Origin of the sequence: Bifidobacterium catulorum (assembly GCF_003129925.1) — a bacterium.
GTDB classification, from domain to species: Bacteria; Actinomycetota; Actinomycetes; order Actinomycetales; family Bifidobacteriaceae; genus Galliscardovia; species Galliscardovia catulorum.
Genome location: NZ_QFFN01000013.1, coordinates 1 through 19,218, shown reverse-complemented (window position 1 = coordinate 19,218; position 19,218 = coordinate 1). Strand labels below are relative to the sequence as shown.

At 66.6% G+C, this 19,218-nt stretch carries 13 protein-coding genes; 7 read left to right on the top strand and 6 right to left on the bottom strand.

Annotated elements, in window-relative coordinates:
- The first annotated feature begins 2 nt into the window (after positions 1–2).
- Entirely contained in the window at positions 3–2,591 is a 2,589-nt protein-coding gene (locus DF200_RS05835) for a sensor histidine kinase (RefSeq protein ID WP_158275792.1), read from the top strand.
- Positions 2,592–2,604: 13 nt separating this feature from the next.
- Entirely contained in the window at positions 2,605–3,309 is a 705-nt protein-coding gene (locus tag DF200_RS05830) for a response regulator (RefSeq protein ID WP_109137346.1), read from the top strand.
- A 214-nt stretch (positions 3,310–3,523) separates the two neighbouring features.
- Here the strand turns inward: DF200_RS05830 and DF200_RS05825 are convergent, their stop codons facing one another.
- From DF200_RS05825 to DF200_RS05810, 4 genes are all read right to left on the bottom strand, one after another.
- Positions 3,524–6,193, bottom strand: a complete 2,670-nt coding sequence (locus DF200_RS05825; RefSeq protein WP_109137345.1) for an ABC transporter permease — start codon at positions 6,191–6,193, stop codon at positions 3,524–3,526.
- 32 nt (positions 6,194–6,225) lie between these two features.
- On the bottom strand, positions 6,226–7,011 hold the full coding sequence (locus tag DF200_RS05820) for an ABC transporter ATP-binding protein (RefSeq protein WP_170112487.1): 786 nt from the start codon (positions 7,009–7,011) through the stop codon (positions 6,226–6,228).
- A gap of 266 nt (positions 7,012–7,277) precedes the next feature.
- On the bottom strand, positions 7,278–8,774 hold the full coding sequence (locus tag DF200_RS05815) for an MFS transporter (protein WP_109137344.1): 1,497 nt from the start codon (positions 8,772–8,774) through the stop codon (positions 7,278–7,280).
- A gap of 252 nt (positions 8,775–9,026) precedes the next feature.
- Positions 9,027–10,202, bottom strand: coding sequence for a pyridoxal-phosphate-dependent aminotransferase family protein (locus DF200_RS05810; protein ID WP_109137343.1), 1,176 nt, complete (start codon positions 10,200–10,202; stop codon positions 9,027–9,029).
- Between the two features lie 129 nt (positions 10,203–10,331).
- Here DF200_RS05810 and DF200_RS05805 point away from each other — a divergent pair, with 129 nt between their 5' ends.
- Entirely contained in the window at positions 10,332–11,465 is a 1,134-nt protein-coding gene (locus DF200_RS05805) for an ROK family transcriptional regulator (protein ID WP_158275791.1), read from the top strand.
- A gap of 164 nt (positions 11,466–11,629) precedes the next feature.
- Here the strand turns inward: DF200_RS05805 and DF200_RS05800 are convergent, their stop codons facing one another.
- Positions 11,630–12,946: an O-acetylhomoserine aminocarboxypropyltransferase/cysteine synthase family protein gene (locus tag DF200_RS05800; protein WP_109137341.1), complete on the bottom strand. Its 1,317-nt coding sequence runs from the start codon at positions 12,944–12,946 to the stop codon at positions 11,630–11,632.
- Between the two features lie 351 nt (positions 12,947–13,297).
- On the opposite strand from DF200_RS05800, the gene DF200_RS05795 reads away from it, so the two are divergent.
- Genes DF200_RS05795 through DF200_RS05785 form a run of 3 tightly spaced genes read left to right on the top strand, consistent with a single transcriptional unit; the run spans position 13,298 to position 16,754 of the window.
- Positions 13,298–13,786: a YraN family protein gene (locus DF200_RS05795; protein WP_241520151.1), complete on the top strand. Its 489-nt coding sequence runs from the start codon at positions 13,298–13,300 to the stop codon at positions 13,784–13,786.
- Positions 13,783–15,318 carry a YifB family Mg chelatase-like AAA ATPase gene (locus tag DF200_RS05790; RefSeq protein ID WP_109137379.1) on the top strand — a complete coding sequence of 512 codons (1,536 nt, stop codon included), beginning with the start codon at positions 13,783–13,785 and terminating at the stop codon, positions 15,316–15,318. The genes DF200_RS05795 and DF200_RS05790 overlap by 4 nt, the downstream gene beginning before the upstream one ends.
- A 23-nt stretch (positions 15,319–15,341) precedes the next feature.
- Positions 15,342–16,754 carry a DNA-processing protein DprA gene (locus tag DF200_RS05785; protein WP_241520150.1) on the top strand — a complete coding sequence of 471 codons (1,413 nt, stop codon included), beginning with the start codon at positions 15,342–15,344 and terminating at the stop codon, positions 16,752–16,754.
- A 5-nt stretch (positions 16,755–16,759) separates the two neighbouring features.
- Here DF200_RS05785 and DF200_RS05780 read toward each other — a convergent pair whose 3' ends face one another.
- Complete coding sequence (locus tag DF200_RS05780) at positions 16,760–17,116, bottom strand: MGMT family protein (RefSeq protein WP_109137339.1); 357 nt, start codon at positions 17,114–17,116, stop codon at positions 16,760–16,762.
- Between the two features lie 94 nt (positions 17,117–17,210).
- Between DF200_RS05780 and DF200_RS05775 the strand changes: the two genes are divergently transcribed.
- The gene (locus tag DF200_RS05775) at positions 17,211–19,079 is read left to right on the top strand and encodes an FAD-binding protein (RefSeq protein ID WP_109137338.1); all 1,869 of its coding nucleotides are present in this window, start codon (positions 17,211–17,213) and stop codon (positions 19,077–19,079) included.
- The last annotated feature ends 139 nt before the right edge of the window (positions 19,080–19,218 follow it).

Here is a 19,218-nt window from a genome sequence, read left to right as displayed (position 1 = left end):
GTGTGCATGCATTCACGGACATCCCAGGCGGAACCGAATCGTCGTCCGGACGATTCGTCGACCGCCACCTCGCATTCGACATCGCGCTGTCGCTGACGCTGACCCTGCTGCTCGGGGCGACTTCGACGTCGGGCACGCTGTCGCAGAACGGGCTGCTGTTCCCCACGTCGCAACGATCGCTCATGTTCTGGACCTGCATATACGCCCTTCCCCTGATGCTCCGCCGCAAGACGCCGCGCGCATCCGCACTGGCATTCGTGGCCCTATGCATCATCCAGCTGGCGGTGGGGCCCGCCCTGGTGGCGACCGACTGCTTCGCCCTCATGCATCTCTACGCCGTGATCGTCCACGGCGACCGCGCCGCCGCACGGCCGTTCATCGCCATGGCGGCGGGCATGACGTTCGTGGCGGCGGCCGTCAACATGGCGGTGCTCGCCTTCGGCCCGCTGACGGTGAACGGGGCCGACCGATACCAGTCCTCGCCATACGAATGCCTCACCCCGTCGGGCTCGGTAGACCTCGACTCCTGCGCCCCGTCGATGCGTCTGGACGCCGCGATGGTGCTGGCCATGATGCTGGCCCCGGTGATCGCGGTGATCGTCATGGCCTATTGGCAACGCGCGAGACTCACCACCATCCGATGGATGCAGGAGCGCAATACGGCGTTGGAGGCCCGGCGCAAGGAGGAGTCGCGCATAGCCGCGCTGGCGGAGCGGGCCCGCATAGCCCGCGACATGCACGATGTGGTGGCCCACACGCTGTCCATCATCATCGTGCAGGCGGACGGCGGAAGGTTCGCCGCGGCCGACGACCACGACCTCGCACGATCGACCATGGAGACCATACGGGACGAAAGCACGAAGGCGCTCGACGACATGCGGCATCTGCTCGGCATCTTCTCATCCGATGCCGATGGGTCCGATGGAGACTCCGGCATGTTCGGAGCCTCATCCCGGTCACGGCCCGGAACGGACGACGGACGCCCGGATTACGACGGCATCGCCGCATTGGTACGGCAGGCGCGGGCCACCTGCCCGGACATTAGGCTCGACCGCGTGGTGAACGGCACGTCGGCCCCGGACAGGCTCGGCGCGCACGCGCAGGTCATCGCCTACCGCGTGGTTCAGGAATCATTGACGAACATCCGCAAATACGCCGGCCCGCACGTGCACGCCTCCCTTACGGAGGACTGGTCGGACAACGGGCTGCGGCTGCGCGTCGAGGATGATGGCCGGGGCGTGTCAACGATGCAGGACGGCCACAAAACCGGATACGGCCTGATAGGGATGCGGGAGCGTCTGGAATCGTTGGGTGGCACATGCTCGACGGGGCCACGCATAGGAGGCGGATTCGAGGTCGAGGCGTTCATCCCCTTCTCCCCCTCCGCAGTCGAAGACGGGCCGGAGGGCCGTCGCGTCTCCTCCGCCATGGCGGCGGAGGAGGTGGAGCACGGCGGCCGGGCCGCGGATGCGGCACCGTCGTCCGGGGAGACGGCTCCGATGTATTCGCCGGACGGGTTCGCACAGTCCGCCGCCGAAAGGATCCATACGATATTCGACTTCCTGCGAGACGACCGTGGACATGACGACGCACACGATAATCCCGAAGCCGGGGATTTCAACATGATCGAACGCGTCTCCCGATGGACCGAGCGGCATTATCTTCTGGTCGACCTGCTCGCCGTCGTCCTGCTGTTCATGATGTTTCTCCCATCCGTGGGCGGTGAAACGGGGCATCATCGAATTCTGGCCAACATCATGCTCCTGCTGCCCTTGGTGTGGCGTCGACGGTTCCCGCAGGCCAGCGCCGCGACGTTCGCAGCCGTCGCGATGCTGGAGCTGACGGCGGCCCCTTGGAGCACCCTCGCCCCGCTGCTGTCGGTGTATTCGGTGTATTCGGTCACGTTGTACGGTCCGAGGAACGCCCGGCGGTGGACCATTCCCACGATCGTTCTGGGGTCGTTCGTGTTCGCCGCCAATTTCACCGCGAGGAACTATCTCGGCATCACGACGGCATCGCTGATTGCGCTGCTCGTCGGATCGCCGGAATCGGTCGCCTCCGATCCGGCGCGGGGTGCAGCGGCCCTGCCCCTGCTGTCGGCGTGCGCGTTCGTCTCATGTATCACGCTGCTGGGGGTCATGGCCGCGGGCATGTGGTCGCGTTCGCGAGGCTCGAACATGCTGGTGCTGCGTGCACGCGAGGAGGCGCTCCGCAAGGAGGAGGCCAGGCAGAAGGTCCTCGCCGCGAACATGGAGCGGGACCGCATCAGCGCGAACATCCAGGCCGACGTATCCGACACGCTGCTCGGCGTGATCGGCAGGGCGGACGAGGGCCTGCGCGTCCTCAACGACGGGAACGCCGATCCGGAGACGGTCGCCGCGGCGTTCGGCGACATCGCCTCCGAAGGCCGCGCCGCACTGAAGAGGATGCGCCAGCTACTCGGCGTGCTGCGCGAGACCGGCTTCAGCGACGATACCGACGCAGGCGCCGGGACCATGCGTCTTTCCCCCGCGGGTCCTCTGAGCCAACAGCTACAGTGGAACACCGTGAGCGTTCGGAAAGCCGTCGATGCGAAGGACGGCACCAAGTGAGGAAGGGACGGACATGCCGGAACACCGTATTCGTGTGGTGATAGCGGACGATCAGGAACTGGTGCGCGCCGGATTCGCCATGGTCATCGGATCGCAAAGCGATCTGGACGTGGTCGGACAGGCCGGCGACGGCGCCGAGGCCGTGGCGATGGCCGAACGGCTGCACCCGGACGTGATGCTCATGGATGTTCGTATGCCGGGCATGGACGGCCTGGAGGCGACGCGGCGAATCACGTCGCCGACCGGGGAGTCCGGCGGCGTGACGACGAGGGTGATCATCCTCACGACCTTCGACCTGGACGAATATGTGATGGCCGCGATCAATGCCGGAGCCTCCGGATTCCTGCTGAAGGACACCGAGCCGGAGACCCTGCTCGCCTCGATTCGCACGGTGTTCCAAGGCAACGCCATCATCGCGCCTTCCGCGACGAAACGGCTGATCGAGAAGATGAGCCGGGAGCATAGGGCGCAGGCCGCGGACCTGGGAGCATCGGGCTCCACGGCCGCATACACCGATCCCGAACTCGACACGCTTACCGAGCGCGAGCGCGAGGTGCTGGTCGAGATAGCGCATGGTCTGAGCAATCAGGAGATCGCCGACAAGCTGTTCATCGGCCTGCCGACGGTGAAGACGCATGTGGCGCATATTCTGGCGAAGATCAACGCCCGTGACCGCGTGCAGGCGGTGGTGTTCGCCTACGAGAACCATCTGGTGTAGCCGGCATCGGCGCCGGCACTCTGGTGCTTGGTGCTGCATACGGACCGATCCCCTATGCGGGATTGACGCGGGATGAGCACGGAATGAGCACGGAATGGACGATGCCCGCCGTTTCACGTCCGAAGGCGTGTCGTGCGGGCATCACTTGGTTAAGTTATAGGCCCGTCGGCTGGGTATCCGCTGATGGGACGGTGTGTGTTCCCGTAGGGTTCCGCTAGGCTTCGGCCAGCGCCTCGACCGGGGGTGTCTTCACGGCGCGTCGGGCGGGGGCGACGGAGGCGAGCAGGGCCGCGAGCGCCGCGATGCCGAGCGTGGCCCCGTTGACCGCCCAGTCGAACGGGAAGACCACCGTGCCGTAGAGGCTGAACACCATGTAGGAGCCGAGCCATCCGAATCCGGTGCCGAGCGCCACGCCGGCCAGGCCGGAGACAAGCGCGAGCAGCAGCGCCTCGATGGCGAGGGAACGGCGCAGCTGGCCGCGAGTCATGCCGATGGCGCGCAGCGTGGCGGATTCACGGGTGCGTTCGATGACGGACAGCGACAGCGTGTTCGCGACGCCTACGAGCGCGATGAGCACGGCGACGGCGATGAGTCCTACGAGCATCGCCATCATCGCGTCGATCATCGTCTCCCATTGGGCGCGTTCGGCGATGGGTCCGGTGACGGTGATGCCTGCGGAGTCGGCGAATGCGGATTGCACGCCGGTGAACACGTCGTTGAGGGTGGTGCCGGCTTTGTCGGCGTCGATGCGCATGAGCATCATGTGGCCGTCGGTCTTCAGGTCGCCGTCGGTGAAGTGCCTGATGTTCACGAAGGCGACGGCGGCGTAGTCGGCTGAAACGCGGCGGTAGTCGGCCTGTCGCACGTCGAGCGTCAGCGCGCCTTTGCCGTCGCGGGCGTCGTCGGACGTCGCCGTGTCGCCGGAGGCGGGTGAGACGCTCGCCGGAGTGAGTTCGACGCGGCCGTTCCTGAACACGAAGTCCTTGCCGCCGAACGCGGAACGGTGGGGCATGAGTATCGTGCCGTTCCCGATGGCAGTGTCGCCGAGGTCGGCGTGCATGACCTTGCGCAGGGTGTCCGCACCGTCCACACCGACGACGAGCGTGGTGATGGTCGTGCCGTGCGTGTCCTTCACGTTCATCGTCGCGGTGGGCGCGTATATGGATGCGGTGACGCCCTTCACCTTGGCGGCCTTGGAGGCCCTGGCGTCGGTCATGTCGTCGCCGGAGGCGATCATGTCGACGCTGTATCGGGAGGCGAGCGCTTCGCCCATGGTCGCCTTGCCGCTGGCGGCGCCGGTGGCGATCGTGGAGACGAGGGTTACGCCGATGAGCAGTGCGGCGCCGGTGGCTGCGACGCGCCGTGGGTTCTTCTGGATGTTGGCGTGCGCGATCCTGGCGCTCGGGCCGGCGAGGGAGGCGAATGCTCCCGCGCCGTGCAGGGCCCGGGGCAGCCAGTATACGGCGGAGACGATGAGGCCGAGGAAGACGAGCGCGCATCCGCCGACGGCCATGACGAGCACGGTCGAATAGTGGTCGTCGACCATCGACGCCTGTCCCGCGGTGTTTCGGCTCATCTGCCATGCCGCGTAGGCGCACATCGCCAGTCCACCTGCGAGCATCAGCGCGGACAGGGCGCCTCGCACGACGCCCGTCCGGCGCGTTTCCGACAGTTCCATCGGCCTGAGCGCCTCCAGTGGGGTGACGGACGTGGCGGTGCGCGCGGAGGAGAGCGATGCGATGACCGTCATGACGACACCGAATGCGATCGGCACGACAAACACGCGCCAGTCGAGCACAAGCCGCATGGCCATGCCGATGGACGATGTCAGTCCGGACGCCGTCACCGCGGCCATCAACGCGAGTCCGAGCCCCACGCCCAATACGGATGCGACAAGGCCGAGCAGTCCCGCCTCGAACAGCACGGAGGCGTACAGCTGCCCCTTGCCGGCGCCGATGGTGCGCAGCAGGGCGAGGGTGCGTCGCCGTTGGGCGACGAGTACCTGGAACGTGTTGGCGATGACAAGCGCGGCGACGAGCATGGCGAGCGCGCCGAAGCCGAGCAGGAACGTGGTGACGATGTCGGTGTCCCCGCCGGAAAGCGACTTGACGGCGGCCTTGGCCGCCTTGTCACGGCTTTGCGCGGTGAACCGTTTCGGCAGGATGCGGTTGATTGTGTCGACGGTGGTCTTCACTGCGGCCGGATCGCCGTCGATGTCAAGATAGGCCGTGGTGGCGTTCACCCGTCCGAAATCGGATACGCCGTTCATTGCGGCCATGAGGTCGTCGGAGAGCAGTGAGGCACCGCCGTAGTAGGGGTAGGCGCCGGCGTCGTCGCGGGTGAGCCCGACGACGCGTGCCCGCATATCGTGCGACGCGCCCTTCGATGCCAGCGTGATGTCGTCGCCGACTCTCACGCCAAGCTGTTTCGCTGTGGAATCCTGCAATGCGGCCTGTCCGTCTCCTGACGGCTGGGCGCCTTGCGTGACGGTCACGGGCAGCAGCCCCCTCTCTGATGCGGTGGTCACGGCGAACACGTTGGCGTGGCTGTCGCCGTTGGTCGCGACCGCTTCGGCGCGCGCCTCGAAGCGCAGCCCCTTCACGCCTTCGACGGCTCGCAGCCGCTCCGGATGGAAGTCCGAGACGGTCCGTGAATACAGGTAGTCCATGTCCGCGTCGTCCGCATCGGCGATGGACGTGTCGAATCCGATGGAGTAGTTCGCGTCGCCGTACTGCGCGGTGGTCATGCGCTTCAGGGTGTCGTTCATCGCATTGCCGAACAGCAGTGTGGCGGCGATGAACGCGGTGCCGATGACTATGGCGATGCCCGCCGGCACGAGCATCCTCGCGCTGCGTTTCATCATTCTGATGGTTATGGAGAACATTATCGTGCGTCTTTCCTGCGTATGGTCTCGGTTCAGCGGCCCGGCCGCGCGTGCGCTGCGGTGTTCCGGCGCTCCTCCATGAGCAGCGCGTTCATGCGTTCGGCCGTGGGATGGGGTTCGTCGGCCACGATGCGTCCGTCGGCGAAGACGATGGCCCGGTCGGCGTAGGATGCGGCGACGGCGTCATGGGTGACCATGATGATGGTCTGTCCGAGTTCCCGTACGGAACGTTTGAGGAATTCCAGCACTTCGGTGCTGGACACGGAGTCGAGGTTGCCGGTGGGTTCGTCGGCGAAGACGACGGCCGGCTTCGCGATGAGCGCCCGGGCTATGGCGACGCGCTGCTGCTGTCCGCCCGACAGTTCGTTGGGCCGGTGGTTCATGCGTTGTTCGAGTCCGAGCGTACGGACCAGCGTGCGTAGCCAGGACCGGTCGGGCCTCGCGCCGGCGAGCGTGAGCGGCATGAGGATGTTCTGTTCCGCGGTGAACATCGGCAGCAGGTTGAAGTTCTGGAAGATGAATCCTATCCGACGGCGGCGCAACAGGGTGAGTTCGCGGTCGTTCATCGTGGTGATGTCCGAGCCGTCGAGCAGGATGTGTCCGCCGGTGGCGGAGTCAAGGCCGGCAAGCGTGTGCATAAGCGTGGATTTCCCGGAGCCGGACGGTCCCATGATGGCGGTGAACCGTCCGCGTTCGAAGCACACGTCCACGCCGCGCAGGGCGTGGACGGCCGTTTCTCCCCTTCCGTAGTCCTTGGTCAGTCCGATGGCCTCGACGGCCACCGTTCCCCGTGCCACACCCGTCCTTGCGGGCGGCATCGGGATGTCGTATGCGGCATCCGCCATGTGTCCGACGTGTTTTGCGGCGGCCCGTCCCGACCGGAGCATCGCGCCGGCCCCCGTATTCGTATGACGACCCATCGTCGTTCTCCTTCCTTTCGCATCCGGGCGAATGCCCGTCGATATCCGCCAGATTACGAGGGACTCGCCGTCCCTTCCATCGTGCGTGGGGCGGAGAAAACGACTGTGCCCGTCATCCCCTGGGATGACGGGCACACCGATGGTCTATGTCATATGACATGGCATCACATATGGGATATGGCCTTGTCCCGCTTGCCTCGAAGCGACCTGATGCGGAACGCGAAGGCGAGCGCAATGAACGCGGCGACGCAGATGACGGCCATGACGGCGAAGGTCCATGCGCCGCCGACCGCCGTCGCATGGGCGAACGACGACGACCCCTCGTTCCCCGCCCCTGCCTGCGCGATGGTGAGGACGGTCGAGAACAGCGTGGTCCCGGCGGCGCCGCCGAACTGCAGCATGGTGTTGAAGATGGCGTTGCCGTCCGGCGTGAACTGCGGGGGGATGGCGCTCAACGCGCTGGTCATGATGTTGGAGTAGCCGAGCGCATAGCTCAGGCCGAAGATGAAGTAGAATCCGGCGAGCAGCTCGGGCGTCAGACGCATGGAGAAGACCAGCAGGAGGACCGGGCCAACGATCGCCACGGCGAAGGCCGTGAGGATGGGGCGGGTCGGGCCGAAACGGTCGTACAGCATGCCGCCCACGGGTGCGAAGAACGCGCCGATCAGGGCGCCGGGAAGCACCAGCGCCCCGGCGAGGAACGCGTTGGTGCCGAGCGAAAGCTGGGCGAGGTTGGTGATCACGTATCCGAATCCGATGCCCACCATCGGCAGGATCCCATATGCCAGAAGATGCAGCAGCACCACCGGGTCACGCAGGATTCCCAGCCGGATGAGCGGTGAGAAGGAGCGCTTGGACGAGTAGCCGAAGAACAGCAGGGCGAGCACACCGACGACGAGGCTCGCGCAGGCGATGGACGCGGCCGTGGCGTAGGATCCCCCATCCGCAGCCGCGCCGATGGCGACGCCGGCCTGGTTCAGCGCCATGACCAGTCCGGCCAGGCCGAGCACGATCGCGATGAACTGCAGCGGGTTCAGCTGCGCGGACTGGGTCGGCGTCCTCTGCTCGATGCAGAACAGCCCGACGATCAGGGACACCGCCATGACGGGGATGATGAGCACGAAGATCGCCCTCCACGGCAGCACGCTGGATACGGCGCCGCCCACGGTGGGGCCTATGGCGGGCGCCACCGTGATGACCAGCGACCCCACGCCCATGAGCCGGCCTATCTTCGAACGCGGCGACTGTTCCAGGATGATGTTGATCATCAACGGCGTGGCGATGCCGGAGCCCACGCCCTGGATGATGCGCGCCACGATCAGCACCGGGAAGCTGCGGCCGAAGATCATGATGACGCATCCGGCGACGGCGAGTATCACCGCGGCCACGAATATGCCCTTCAGGGGGAACCGGCGTTTGAGGTACGAGCTGATCGGCATGGTGACGGCCACCGACAGCAGGTAGATCGTGGTGATCCACTGCACGGTGGCGGTGCCGACATGCAGTTCCCTCATGAGTTCGGGGAACAGCACGGTCATCACCGTCTCGGTCAGGATGCCGAAGAAGGCCAACGACCCCACCGCGAATATCGAGCCGATGAGCTTGCGGGGTATCCTCTCATCCATATCCGCCGCCGTGCCGCCGGTCGCGATGTCGTCCATCGGCGATATCCCCGTCTCCCGTTCCTTCACCACAGTCCGCGATTCCCTCACGATTCCATCCTTACATCACATCATCCATCGGAATGTACGAAACGCCTTCGGTGCGCCCATCATGAATCTCATCCCTGCGGGTCCATGCCATTCACTGCGAGCCTGGCGCACAAGCATGTGCAGTGTAGCAACATAGCCGAGACAAGGTTCGACGGAACGATCGGGGCCGCCTTCCTCTTCGGATGACGAGACGGGCGGACCTTACGCCCCGGCCGCAGCCTCCAGCCCGGCGGCGACGTCGACCGGCCGGCCGAGTTCGGCGAGCGCCGAGGCGAGCACGCCCAAGGCGGTGACGACCTTCTGCCGGCTGGCCGTATATCCCATGTGCCCGATGCGGATGAGACGGCCGGCCTCGTCTCCGAGGCCTCCCGAGATATGCAGACCGTATTCGTCGTCCATGATGCCGCGCAGACGTCGGTCGTCGATGCCGTCGGGGACGGTGACCGCTGTGACGGAGTTGGCCATGTGGGCGTCCTCGTCCACCCACAGTTCCAGTCCCATGGCGCGGATGCCGGCGCGGGTCGCCTTGGCGGCGGCCTCGTGACGGGCGATCGACGCGTCCACGCCGCCCTCGTCCATGATGATGTCGAGCGCTGCCTTGAGCCCGTAGATCGACGAGATCGGCGGCGTATATGGCACATAGTCCTCGTCCACCCACCGCCGCCATGGCAGGAACGACAGGTAGGAGCGTTCGTATCGTCCGGCGTCGACGGCGACCGCGCGTGTACGCTCCCACGCACGGTCGCTGAGCGCGACCAGCGACATGCCTGGTGTGGAGCCAAGGCATTTCTGCGTGCCGGTGACGCACACGTCGACCCCCCAATCATCGAACCGCACGTCGGAGCCGCCCACGCCGGAAACGGAATCGACGATGGTGAGCACGCCGCGATCACGGCATTCGCGGCAGATGTCCCCCATCGGGTTCTCGGACGCGGACGGGGTCTCGGAATGCACGAAGGCCAGCACCTTCGCCTCGGGATGGCGGTCCAGCGCCCCGCGCACCTGATCGATGGACACGGACGTGTCGTACGGCACGGACACGTCGACGACCTCGCCGCCATAGCCGCGCAGCACCCTGGCATACCCCGCCCCGTAGTATCCGGACGCCAGGTTGATGCATACGTCGCCCGGTTCGACGAGATTGTATGCGGCCATCTCCAACCCGAGGATCGACTCCCCCTCGACGGGCAGGACACGGTTGCGCGTACGGAACAGCCGCGACAGGTCGGCGTCGACCGACAACATGAGTTCGACGAAGTCCTCGGTGCGGTGGTGCATCATCTGCCGTCCCATGGCGGACAGCACACGCGGGTAGGCGGAGCAGGGGCCCGAAGCCATCATGAGGTCGGGGATGCGTGCATGGAAATCAGAGGTCATGATGCGTCCTATCGTTCGAGACGACCGTCATACGTCATCGTAGTCGCAGACCACGATGCGACACTTCCGCCGCCCTCACGGCGGAATCGGATCCCGGTCTATACAATGAGGCGTTGGAAAGGTTTTCTATTGGCTACTGCAACCACCGCGCAGGTCAAACTGCACAACCGGCATCAGGTGCTCGACCATATCTACCGGCATAACGGCTCGTCAAAGCAGGACATCATGCGGGCGCTGAACATGAGCCTGCCGACGATCACGCAGAACCTGCGCGACCTGGAGGCCGACGGGCTCATCCAATGCGGGGGCTTCTTCGAGTCGACCGGCGGACGCAAGCCGAAGCGTTACATGTTCAACAGCCTGGTGCGTCTGTCCATCGGGGTGCGCATGACCTCGGACACGGTCATCGTCTGCGCGGTGAACATGCACGGGGTGTGCGTCAAGCGCGCCTCCGGCAGGCTTCCCTACGCGCATACGGACGCGTACTACCACCGCATCTGCCAGTTCACCAACCACTTCATCAGATCGCTGAACGTGCCATCGTCCACGATCCTCGGCGTGGCGTTCTGCATGCAGGGCATCGTCTCCGCGGACGGGCAGAGCATCACGTTCGGCAAGATCCTCGGCAACGAGGGGCTGAACACATCCACGTTCGCCAGGGAGATCGACCACCCGTGCACGTTCATCCACGACTCCGACGCCTCGGCGATGACGGAACTATGGCTGGACCCGTCCATAGAGAACGCGCTGTGCGTGTATCTGGAGCCGTACATGGGCGGCGCGGTCATCATCGACGGACGTCTGCGCCAGGGCTCCACCATGAAGAACGGCACCATCGAGCACATGACGCTGGTGGAGGACGGCGCCCCCTGCTACTGCGGGCGCAAGGGCTGCCTCGACGCCTACTGCTCGGCCCGCGTGCTGACCGGGCATAGGAACGAAAGCATCGAGGAGTTCTTCAACCAGGTGCGCGACGACGAATACACGCACCGCCGCGTCTTCAACATCTATCTCGACAACCTTGCGCTGGCAATCAAGAACATGCGCACCGTGCTCAACTGCGACGTGATCATCGGCGGCCAGGTCGGCCAGTACTTCACCAACGACGACATGGCGGACCTGAAACAGCGCGTGCAACGGCTGGACTCGTTCCCCGACTGCAGCCTGACGATGCGCAAGAGCGCGTGCGCGCCCGACCAGGACGTGCTCGGCGCCGCGCTCACCTTCGTGCGCACGTTCGTGGACGAGGTGTGCGGCCGGTAGCGCACGGCCGATGCATGGATGCGCGTCGTCCCGCGATGCGTAGCATGGGGCCACGCATCGCGGGACGGCATCCGGACGGGGGAAAGGGAAAGGGGCCGACGCCATCCCCCAACAGCGCCGGCCCCGATTGACCGAAAGTAAGGATTACCCCCGAATCCTCAGGGTCACTTGGCGAGACCGGACTCGCGCAGGGCCTCGAAGCCGCCCTTGAGGTCGTCAAGGATGTCCTCGATGTTCTCGGTGCCGATCGACAGGCGGATGGTGCCCTGGTGGATGCCCTGATCCTCCAGCTCCTCCAGGGTCTCCTGGGAGTGGGTGGTGGAGGCCGGGTGAATCACGAGGCTCTTCACGTCGGCGACGTTGGCCAGCAGGCTGAACAGGTGCAGGTTGTTGATGAACACGCGTGCCGCGTCCTTGCCGCCCTTGATGTCGAAGGTGAAGATGGAGCCGGCGCCGTTCGGGAAGTACTTCTTGTACAGCTCGTGGTCGCGGCGGCCCTCGATGGCCGGGTGGGAGACGGACTCGACCTCGGGCACGGTCTGCAGGTACTCGACGACCTTGAGGGCGTTCTGCACGTGGCGCTCGACGCGCAGGGAGAGCGTCTCGGTGCCCTGGAGCAGCAGGAAGGCGGCGAACGGGGAGAGCGTGGCACCGGTGTCGCGCAGCAGGATGGCGCGGATGCGGGTCACGAACGCGGCGCCGCCCAGCGCCTCGTAGAAGTTGAGGCCGTGGTAGGACGGATCCGGCTCGGTGAGGGTCGGGAACTTGCCCGGCACCTCGGCCCAGTTGAACTTGCCGCCCTCGACGACGACGCCGCCCAGCGTGGTGCCGTGGCCGCCGATGAACTTGGTAGCGGACTCCACCACCACGTCCGCGCCGTGCTCAAGCGGACGGAACAGGTACGGGGTGGCGAACGTGTTGTCGACGATCACCGGCAGATGGTGCTTGTGGGCGATCGCGGAGATGGCCTCGAAGTCCGGCAGGTCGGCGTTCGGGTTGCCGAAGGTCTCGAAGTAGACGAGCTTGGTGTTCTCCTGGATGGCGTCCTCGAAGTTCTGCGGGACCTCGGGGTCGACGAAGGTGGTGGCGATGCCGTCGCGCGGCAGCGTGTGCTTGAGCAGGTTGAAGGTGCCGCCGTAGATGTTCTTGGAGGAGACGATGTGGTCGCCGGACTGGGTGATGTTGCGCACCGCGTATTCGACGGCCGCGGCGCCGGAGGCGACCGCGATGCCTGCGGTGCCGCCTTCGAGGGCGGCGATGCGGTCCTCGAACACGCCCTGGGTGGAGTTGGTCAGACGGCCGTAGATGTTGCCCGGATCCTGAAGTCCGAAGCGGGCCTCGGCGTGGTCGAAGTCATGGAAGACGTAGGAGGTGGTGGCGTAGATCGGCACGGCGCGGGAATCGGTGGCCGGGTCGGCCTGCTCCTGACCGACGTGCAGCTGCAGGGTTTCGAAACGGTAGTTCTTGTTCTTCTCAGCCATTGTGGTGAGCTCCTTCAAGTTCGTGTTTGGTTTGTTTTTGGTTGATGACTGTGACAATATCCGCTGGAAGCCCCTGTTTTCAAGCCAAAACGGGCTTTTGGCTATCAGGGTTGGTTATAGCCTTTTCCCAGTCGCATGTTCCGCAATGGTTTGCCGACGGGGCCGGTCGCCGGTTTTTCCGGGCGATCCTCCGCGACACGCCGGAACGGCTTGCGTGTGGACGGGCGTGTGCCCGTCCACGTCCGCGTGGCCGGTCGCCCGTTGTCTACATTCGCCGGCCGGGGGTGGTCCGTCCGTCCACATGCCCGGGAAAGAACCCCGCCGCCGGCCGGTCCATGGTGAAGTGGACCCATGACAGACACCATGCAGGCCGGGCGGATCTCGAACCGGCAGACAACCATTGCCGGAGAGCCTTCCGCGGCGCAGGTCCGGCAGCAGATCGACCGGCTGACCATGAGGCTCCACCAGCCGGGGCTGTCCCCGCGGCAGCTCGGTCTCCTCGGCGAGGACTACGCCGAACTGTGGCTGAGGGAGCGCGGCTGGACCATCCTCGGCCGCAACTGGCGGACGCGGCACGGCGAGCTCGATATCATCGCGCTGAACCGTGCCGACCAGCTCACGTTCGTCGAGGTGAAGACACGGCGCAGCGCCACGTTCGGGCCGCCCCAGGACGCGGTGACCGAACACAAACGCAGGACCCTGCGTCATGCCGGGCTGGAATGGATGCAGCGGCACGGCGGGGCGATACGCCATCGCGGCACGCGTTTCGACGTCCTGGCCATCAGCGTGCTCGGCGGGCGTCGCGCCCCGCAAATCCGTCATATACCGGGGGCGTTCTGATGATCGGCACGGCGCTTTCGGTGGGTCTCGTCGGCCTCAAGGCCTTCACCATCACCATGCAGGCGTACATATCCCCCGGCCTGCCGTATTTCTCCATCATCGGCCTGCCCGACGCCTCGCTGTCCGAGGCCCGGGAACGGGTGAAGTCGGCGTGCTCGGCCGCCGGTTTCGCCTGGCCCCAGACACGGGTGACGGTGAACCTCTCCCCGGCGTCCCTGCCCAAAAGCGGGGCAAGCCACGACCTGGCGGTCGCGGCCAGCGTACTGTGCGCCGGCGGCGCCATACCGCACGACGCCTTCGAGCAGACCCTCGTCATGGGCGAGCTGAGGCTCGACGGCTGCGTGCTGCCCATCACCGGACTGCTGCCGATGCTGCTCCATGCACGCAACCGCGGCATCGCGAGGGCGTTCATCCCCCACGGCAACCTGGAGGAGGCCGAGCTGGTACCCGGCATCGACATCGTGCCGGTGCGCCATCTCGGCGAACTCATCGAACACATGGGAGGCGACGCCCGGTACCATCTTCCCGAGGACGTCGACGCCGCAAACGATACGAGAGGGGCCGCCGACACGACGGGCGGCCACGATCCGTCCGACATGGATCAGGTGGTGGGGCAGGACCACGTCAAATGGGCGCTGGAGGTGGCGGCGGCAGGCGGACACAACGTCATCATGGTGGGACCTCCCGGCGCGGGAAAGACCATGCTGGCCTCACGGCTGCCCACCATCATGCCTCCGATGAACGAACGGCAGCAGCTTGAGGTGGCCTCCATCCGGTCTCTATGCGGGTCCCTTCCCTCATACGGCATCACCGACGTCCCGCCGTTCGAGGCACCCCACCACACATCCAGCGTGGCCTCGCTGGTGGGAGGAGGCTCGGGCTTCGCACGCCCGGGCGCCATAACACGGGCCCACAACGGCGTGCTGTTCATGGACGAGGCCCCCGAATTCCCTCCACGCGTGCTGCAGACCATCCGCGAACCTTTGGAGACCGGCTTCATCTCGCTCTCGCGCTCCAAGGGGACCACGCACTATCCGGCGCATTTCCAGCTTGTCATGGCGGCGAACCCCTGCCCATGCGGATTCGGCTGGGGGTCCGGCGAACGTTGCGTATGCAGCGTCAAGGACAGAACCCGCTACTGGAACCGGCTATCCGGACCGATCCTCGACCGCATAGACATCCAGGTGACCGTGCCGCCGGTGGCGGAACTCGTCTCCGGCGAGCGCAGGCCCGGCGAATCCAGCGAGACCATCCGCAAGCGCGTGATCGAGGCGCGCGGGACCGCAGCGGAACGCTTCCGGATGCAGGGGTGGCCATGCAACGCCAAGGCGAGCGGCGAGTGGCTGCGCCGGAACACATCGAGGAAGGCGCTGTCGCTGGTGTCCGACGCGTTGGAGACGCAGCAGCTCAGCCTGCGGGGCGCCGACCGCGCGTTGCGTCTGGCCTGGACGCTGGCGGACGTCTCCGGCCGGACCAGCCCCGACTCGGGGGACGTCGCAGCCGGCATAGCGCTGCGGACACGATTGAAATAACGGATATGGAGGAGACGATGAGCATGGGCATGGATATCGATGCGCTCTGCCGCGCGGCGCTCACCCATTGCGGGGACGGGCCCGACGCCCTCATGTTCGCCACGCTGAAAGGGGCCGACTCGCCCGCACAGCTGCTGGCGCTCCTATGCGAGGGAGCCGGCGGCCGGCGACCGCGATGGCTGGGATACGGGGAACGGGGCGGAGACCGCGAACTCGACCGGATGTTCATCACCGGGCTGGCTCGATGGGGGCGCCGGGCCGATGCCAGGGCGATGGACGGGTTCCACACGGCGCTGAACCGCTGGCGTGGGCGGCTGGACCTCCTGCCCGCACACTCGCGCGAGGAGCTGACGTCATGGTTCATACGCGATGGACGACAGTGGCTCATCGGTCCCGGTTCGCCGTATTGGCCGCCGCAGCTGGCGGACCTGTCCATACGTTCGGATTGGGCGCCCCCGCTGTGCCTGTGGGGCGTGGGCGATCCCTCGGCATTGGTCAGCTGCGAGGCCCCGGTGGCCGTGGTGGGGTCGCGCGAGGCCAACGACTATGGGCGGTTCGTGGCGAGGGGCATAGGACTCCACGCGGCGCGCGCCGGGCATCTCGTGGTGTCCGGAGGAGCGATGGGCGCCGACGCCGCCGCACATTGGGGCGCCGTGGCGGCATGGGACGAGCGGGACGGCACGGATGGGGGGAATCCCGCCGGACGCACCGTCGCGGTGTTCGCCGGAGGGCTGGACCACATCGGCCCGTCCCGCAATATCCCCTTGTTCGAGGCCATGACCGACCGCCAGGGGGCGTTGATCAGCGAGATGCCCCCGGGAACGGTCCCCGAGGCGCGGAGGTTCCTGCTGCGCAACCGAATAATCGCGGCATTGGGCAGGGTCGTGGTCGTCGCGCAGGCGAGACATCGTTCGGGGGCCCTGAACACCGCCACCTGGGCCGCGGAGATGAGCCGCGAGCTCTATGCCGCCCCGGGCGACATCGACGAACCCTACAACACCGGATGCAACAGGCTGGTCCATGAGGGCAAGGCCATGCTGCTGGCCTCGGCCACCGACGTCTCGGACATCTGCCACGCACCGCACGCCGCCGCGGCGCCACCGGATACCGACGGGGATCCCGTCCACGTCGACGAGGCCGGAGACCGGAAGAAGGCCGCCAGCGCACGCCCGGCCCGCGAACGAGCCATCGAAGACGACGGGATGCGGCAGGCGGTGGAGGCAGCCGTCCGCGCCTGCAGACGCCGCCATACACCGGCGACACCCGACGCCATCCTTGCGCGTCTGCGTGCGCGCAAGACGTCACCGCCCTGCGACGCGGCCACATTGCAGGCGACGCTAGCCACCATGGAGGCCTCGGGAGCCGTCGTCATAGGATCCGACGGGATCGTCTCCTCTGCCCCTCGTCGGCGGGACCGGGGAACAGCGCCCGGCTAGACGGGCTACGCCCGCCACAGGCAGCGGCCGAGGTCGACCCGCCATCCATCCGCGCCGGCGTTGCCGCCCTCCCCTGACGGCGGCACGAACACCACGCCCTCCTCCTCCAGCAACGCACGCTGCCGTTCGGGGCCGCCGAAGGCGAATCCCGGGGCCAGGGACCCGTCACGGAACACCACACGGTGGCAGGGTATCCTCCCCGGCTCGGGATTGCCGTGCAACGCGAAACCGACGAACCTCGCGCTGCGCGGGGCGCCGGCGAGCGCGGCCACCTGTCCGTATGTGGCCACGCACCCCTCCGGGATCCGCCTCACCACGGCATAGACCTTCCGGGAAAACGACTGTTCATCATCCTTGTCCATGCTCCCATTATGGGTCCGACGCCGGTCCTGCCACGCGGGCCGTCCGCCGTTCCCCCGCCGTTCCGTGGTCCGGGCTTGTGCGACAATCAAGGGTATGAGTCCGAAGCAGTTGGAAACACACTATGATGCGATAATCGTCGGAGCCGGCGCGGCGGGGCTGTCCGCCAGCCTGGGGTTGTTGCGTTCCGAGGCGTACGAACGGATGCGCGGGGATGGACGCGAACCCAGGATCCTGGTGCTTTCGAAGCTCCAGCCGTTGCGCTCGCACACCGGTTCCGCCGAAGGCGGCATCGCCGCCAGTCTGGGCAATATCGAACATGACGACTGGCATTGGCATCTGTACGACACGATCAAGGGCGGCGACTGGCTGGTAGACCAGGACATGGCCGCGATACTGGCGGAGCACGCCCCCGCCACCGTCATCGGTCTGGAACATGACGGCGTGGCGTTCTCGCGCACCGAGGACGGACGCATCGCCCAGCGTCTGTTCGGAGGGCACACAGTGGAATTCGGACGGCAGCCGGTGCACCGTACCGCATACGCGGCCGACCGCATCGGCCATCAGATCCTTCACTCGTTATGGCAGCAATGCGTCCGGGAGGGCATCGAGTTCGCCGAGGAATGGTACGTGAGCGATCTGGTGGTCGAGCGCGACGACGCCGGCGCGGCCCATGCCCGCGGACTGGTGGTCCTGGACACGCACACGGGGAAGGTGCACGGCATCGAGGCGGACACCATCATGCTGGCCACCGGCGGAGCCGGCCGGCTGTTCCATACCACGTCGAATTCGTGGGACCTGACCGGCGACGGCATGGCCCTGGCGCTTGATGCGGGACTGCAGCTGGAGGACATCGAATTCGTGCAGTTCCATCCCACCGGACTGGCGCATACCGGAATCCTGCTGTCCGAGGCGGCCAGGGGCGAGGGCGGACGGCTGCTGAACGCCGACGGCGAGCACTTCATGGACCGCTACGCCCCCGGGCATGGCGATCTCGCGGCCCGTGACGTGGTGTCCCGGTCCATCATGGCCGAGGTCGACGCCGGCCGGGGCGTCGCCGACCCGAAGGATCCGGACGGGCCGAGGGACTGCGTGTGGCTCGACCTGCGGGCGGTGGGCCATGACGTACTGGAGAAGCGGCTCCCCGAAGTGTGCGCGACCGTGCGCCAGTACGCGGGACGCGACCCATCCCGGGACCTCATCCCCATCAAGCCGACCGCGCACTACACCATGGGTGGCATCCCCATCGCCGCCGACGGCAACGTCTACGAATGGACCGGTGACGCGAGGCGCCCCGTCGAAGGGCTCTACGCGGCGGGCGAATGCTCGTGCGTCAGCGTTCACGGAGCCAACCGGCTCGGCGCGAACTCGCTGCTGGATGCATGCCTGTTCGGCACCCGGGCCGGCGAAGCCATGGCGTCACGCATCGAGGGGACCGCGCCCCATGACGACGCCACGGCCGCGATTCCATCCGTCGCCGACGCCGCGAATCTCCGTCGCCGCGCCGTCGACTCCCTGCTTACGTCCGCGGCCTCCACGGAACCGTCCGACGATGATGCAGGCGCCGGAGAGGACAACGCCTACCGTCTCATGGCCGACCTTGGGGCAATCATGGAACGCCACGCCGCCGTGCGCTGTGACCACGACGGTCTCATCAAGGCGTTGCATGCCATCGAATGCGAGCTCGTCCCCCGCGCCGAACGTCTCACGGCGCACAGCGACACCGCGGCCTACAACCAGGAGATCACCGCGATACTTGAGGCGCGGCATCTGCTCACGGTGGCGCAGGCCATGCTCTCGGCGGCGGACGCCCGGCATGAGTCGCGTGGCGCCCTGTTCCGCCGGGATTTCCCGGAACGCGACGACAAAGGGTTCCTCGCCCATTCGATGACGGGCCCGGACCGTGTCGTCTCCTGGCAACCGGTGGCCATCACCGACTATCCGCCGAAGTCCCGCACCTACTGACCGACGGCGAGTCCGGTCGGCCGCGGCCGCTCGTGAACACTCCTTGATGATTGGCTCCGCCGCGAGGTGCCTCATTTGAAAGTGAGCGCGTAATCCGGAGTGGTGCCTCACTTGGGGTGAGCGCGAAATCCTAGTCCTT

Bases quoted from the DNA above. Each gene is read 5' to 3' on its own strand.
- DF200_RS05830 (WP_109137346.1), top strand. From the start codon at position 2,605: ATGCCGGAACACCGTATTCGTGTGGTGATAGCGGACGATCAGGAACTG.
- DF200_RS05825 (WP_109137345.1), bottom strand. From the start codon at position 6,193: ATGTTCTCCATAACCATCAGAATGATGAAACGCAGCGCGAGGATGCTC.
- DF200_RS05820 (WP_170112487.1), bottom strand. From the start codon at position 7,011: ATGCCGCCCGCAAGGACGGGTGTGGCACGGGGAACGGTGGCCGTCGAG.
- DF200_RS05815 (WP_109137344.1), bottom strand. From the start codon at position 8,774: ATGGACGACATCGCGACCGGCGGCACGGCGGCGGATATGGATGAGAGG.
- DF200_RS05810 (WP_109137343.1), bottom strand. From the start codon at position 10,202: ATGACCTCTGATTTCCATGCACGCATCCCCGACCTCATGATGGCTTCG.
- DF200_RS05800 (WP_109137341.1), bottom strand. From the start codon at position 12,946: ATGGCTGAGAAGAACAAGAACTACCGTTTCGAAACCCTGCAGCTGCAC.
- DF200_RS05795 (WP_241520151.1), top strand. From the start codon at position 13,298: ATGACAGACACCATGCAGGCCGGGCGGATCTCGAACCGGCAGACAACC.
- DF200_RS05785 (WP_241520150.1), top strand. From the start codon at position 15,342: ATGGGCATGGATATCGATGCGCTCTGCCGCGCGGCGCTCACCCATTGC.
- DF200_RS05780 (WP_109137339.1), bottom strand. From the start codon at position 17,116: ATGGACAAGGATGATGAACAGTCGTTTTCCCGGAAGGTCTATGCCGTG.
- DF200_RS05775 (WP_109137338.1), top strand. From the start codon at position 17,211: ATGAGTCCGAAGCAGTTGGAAACACACTATGATGCGATAATCGTCGGA.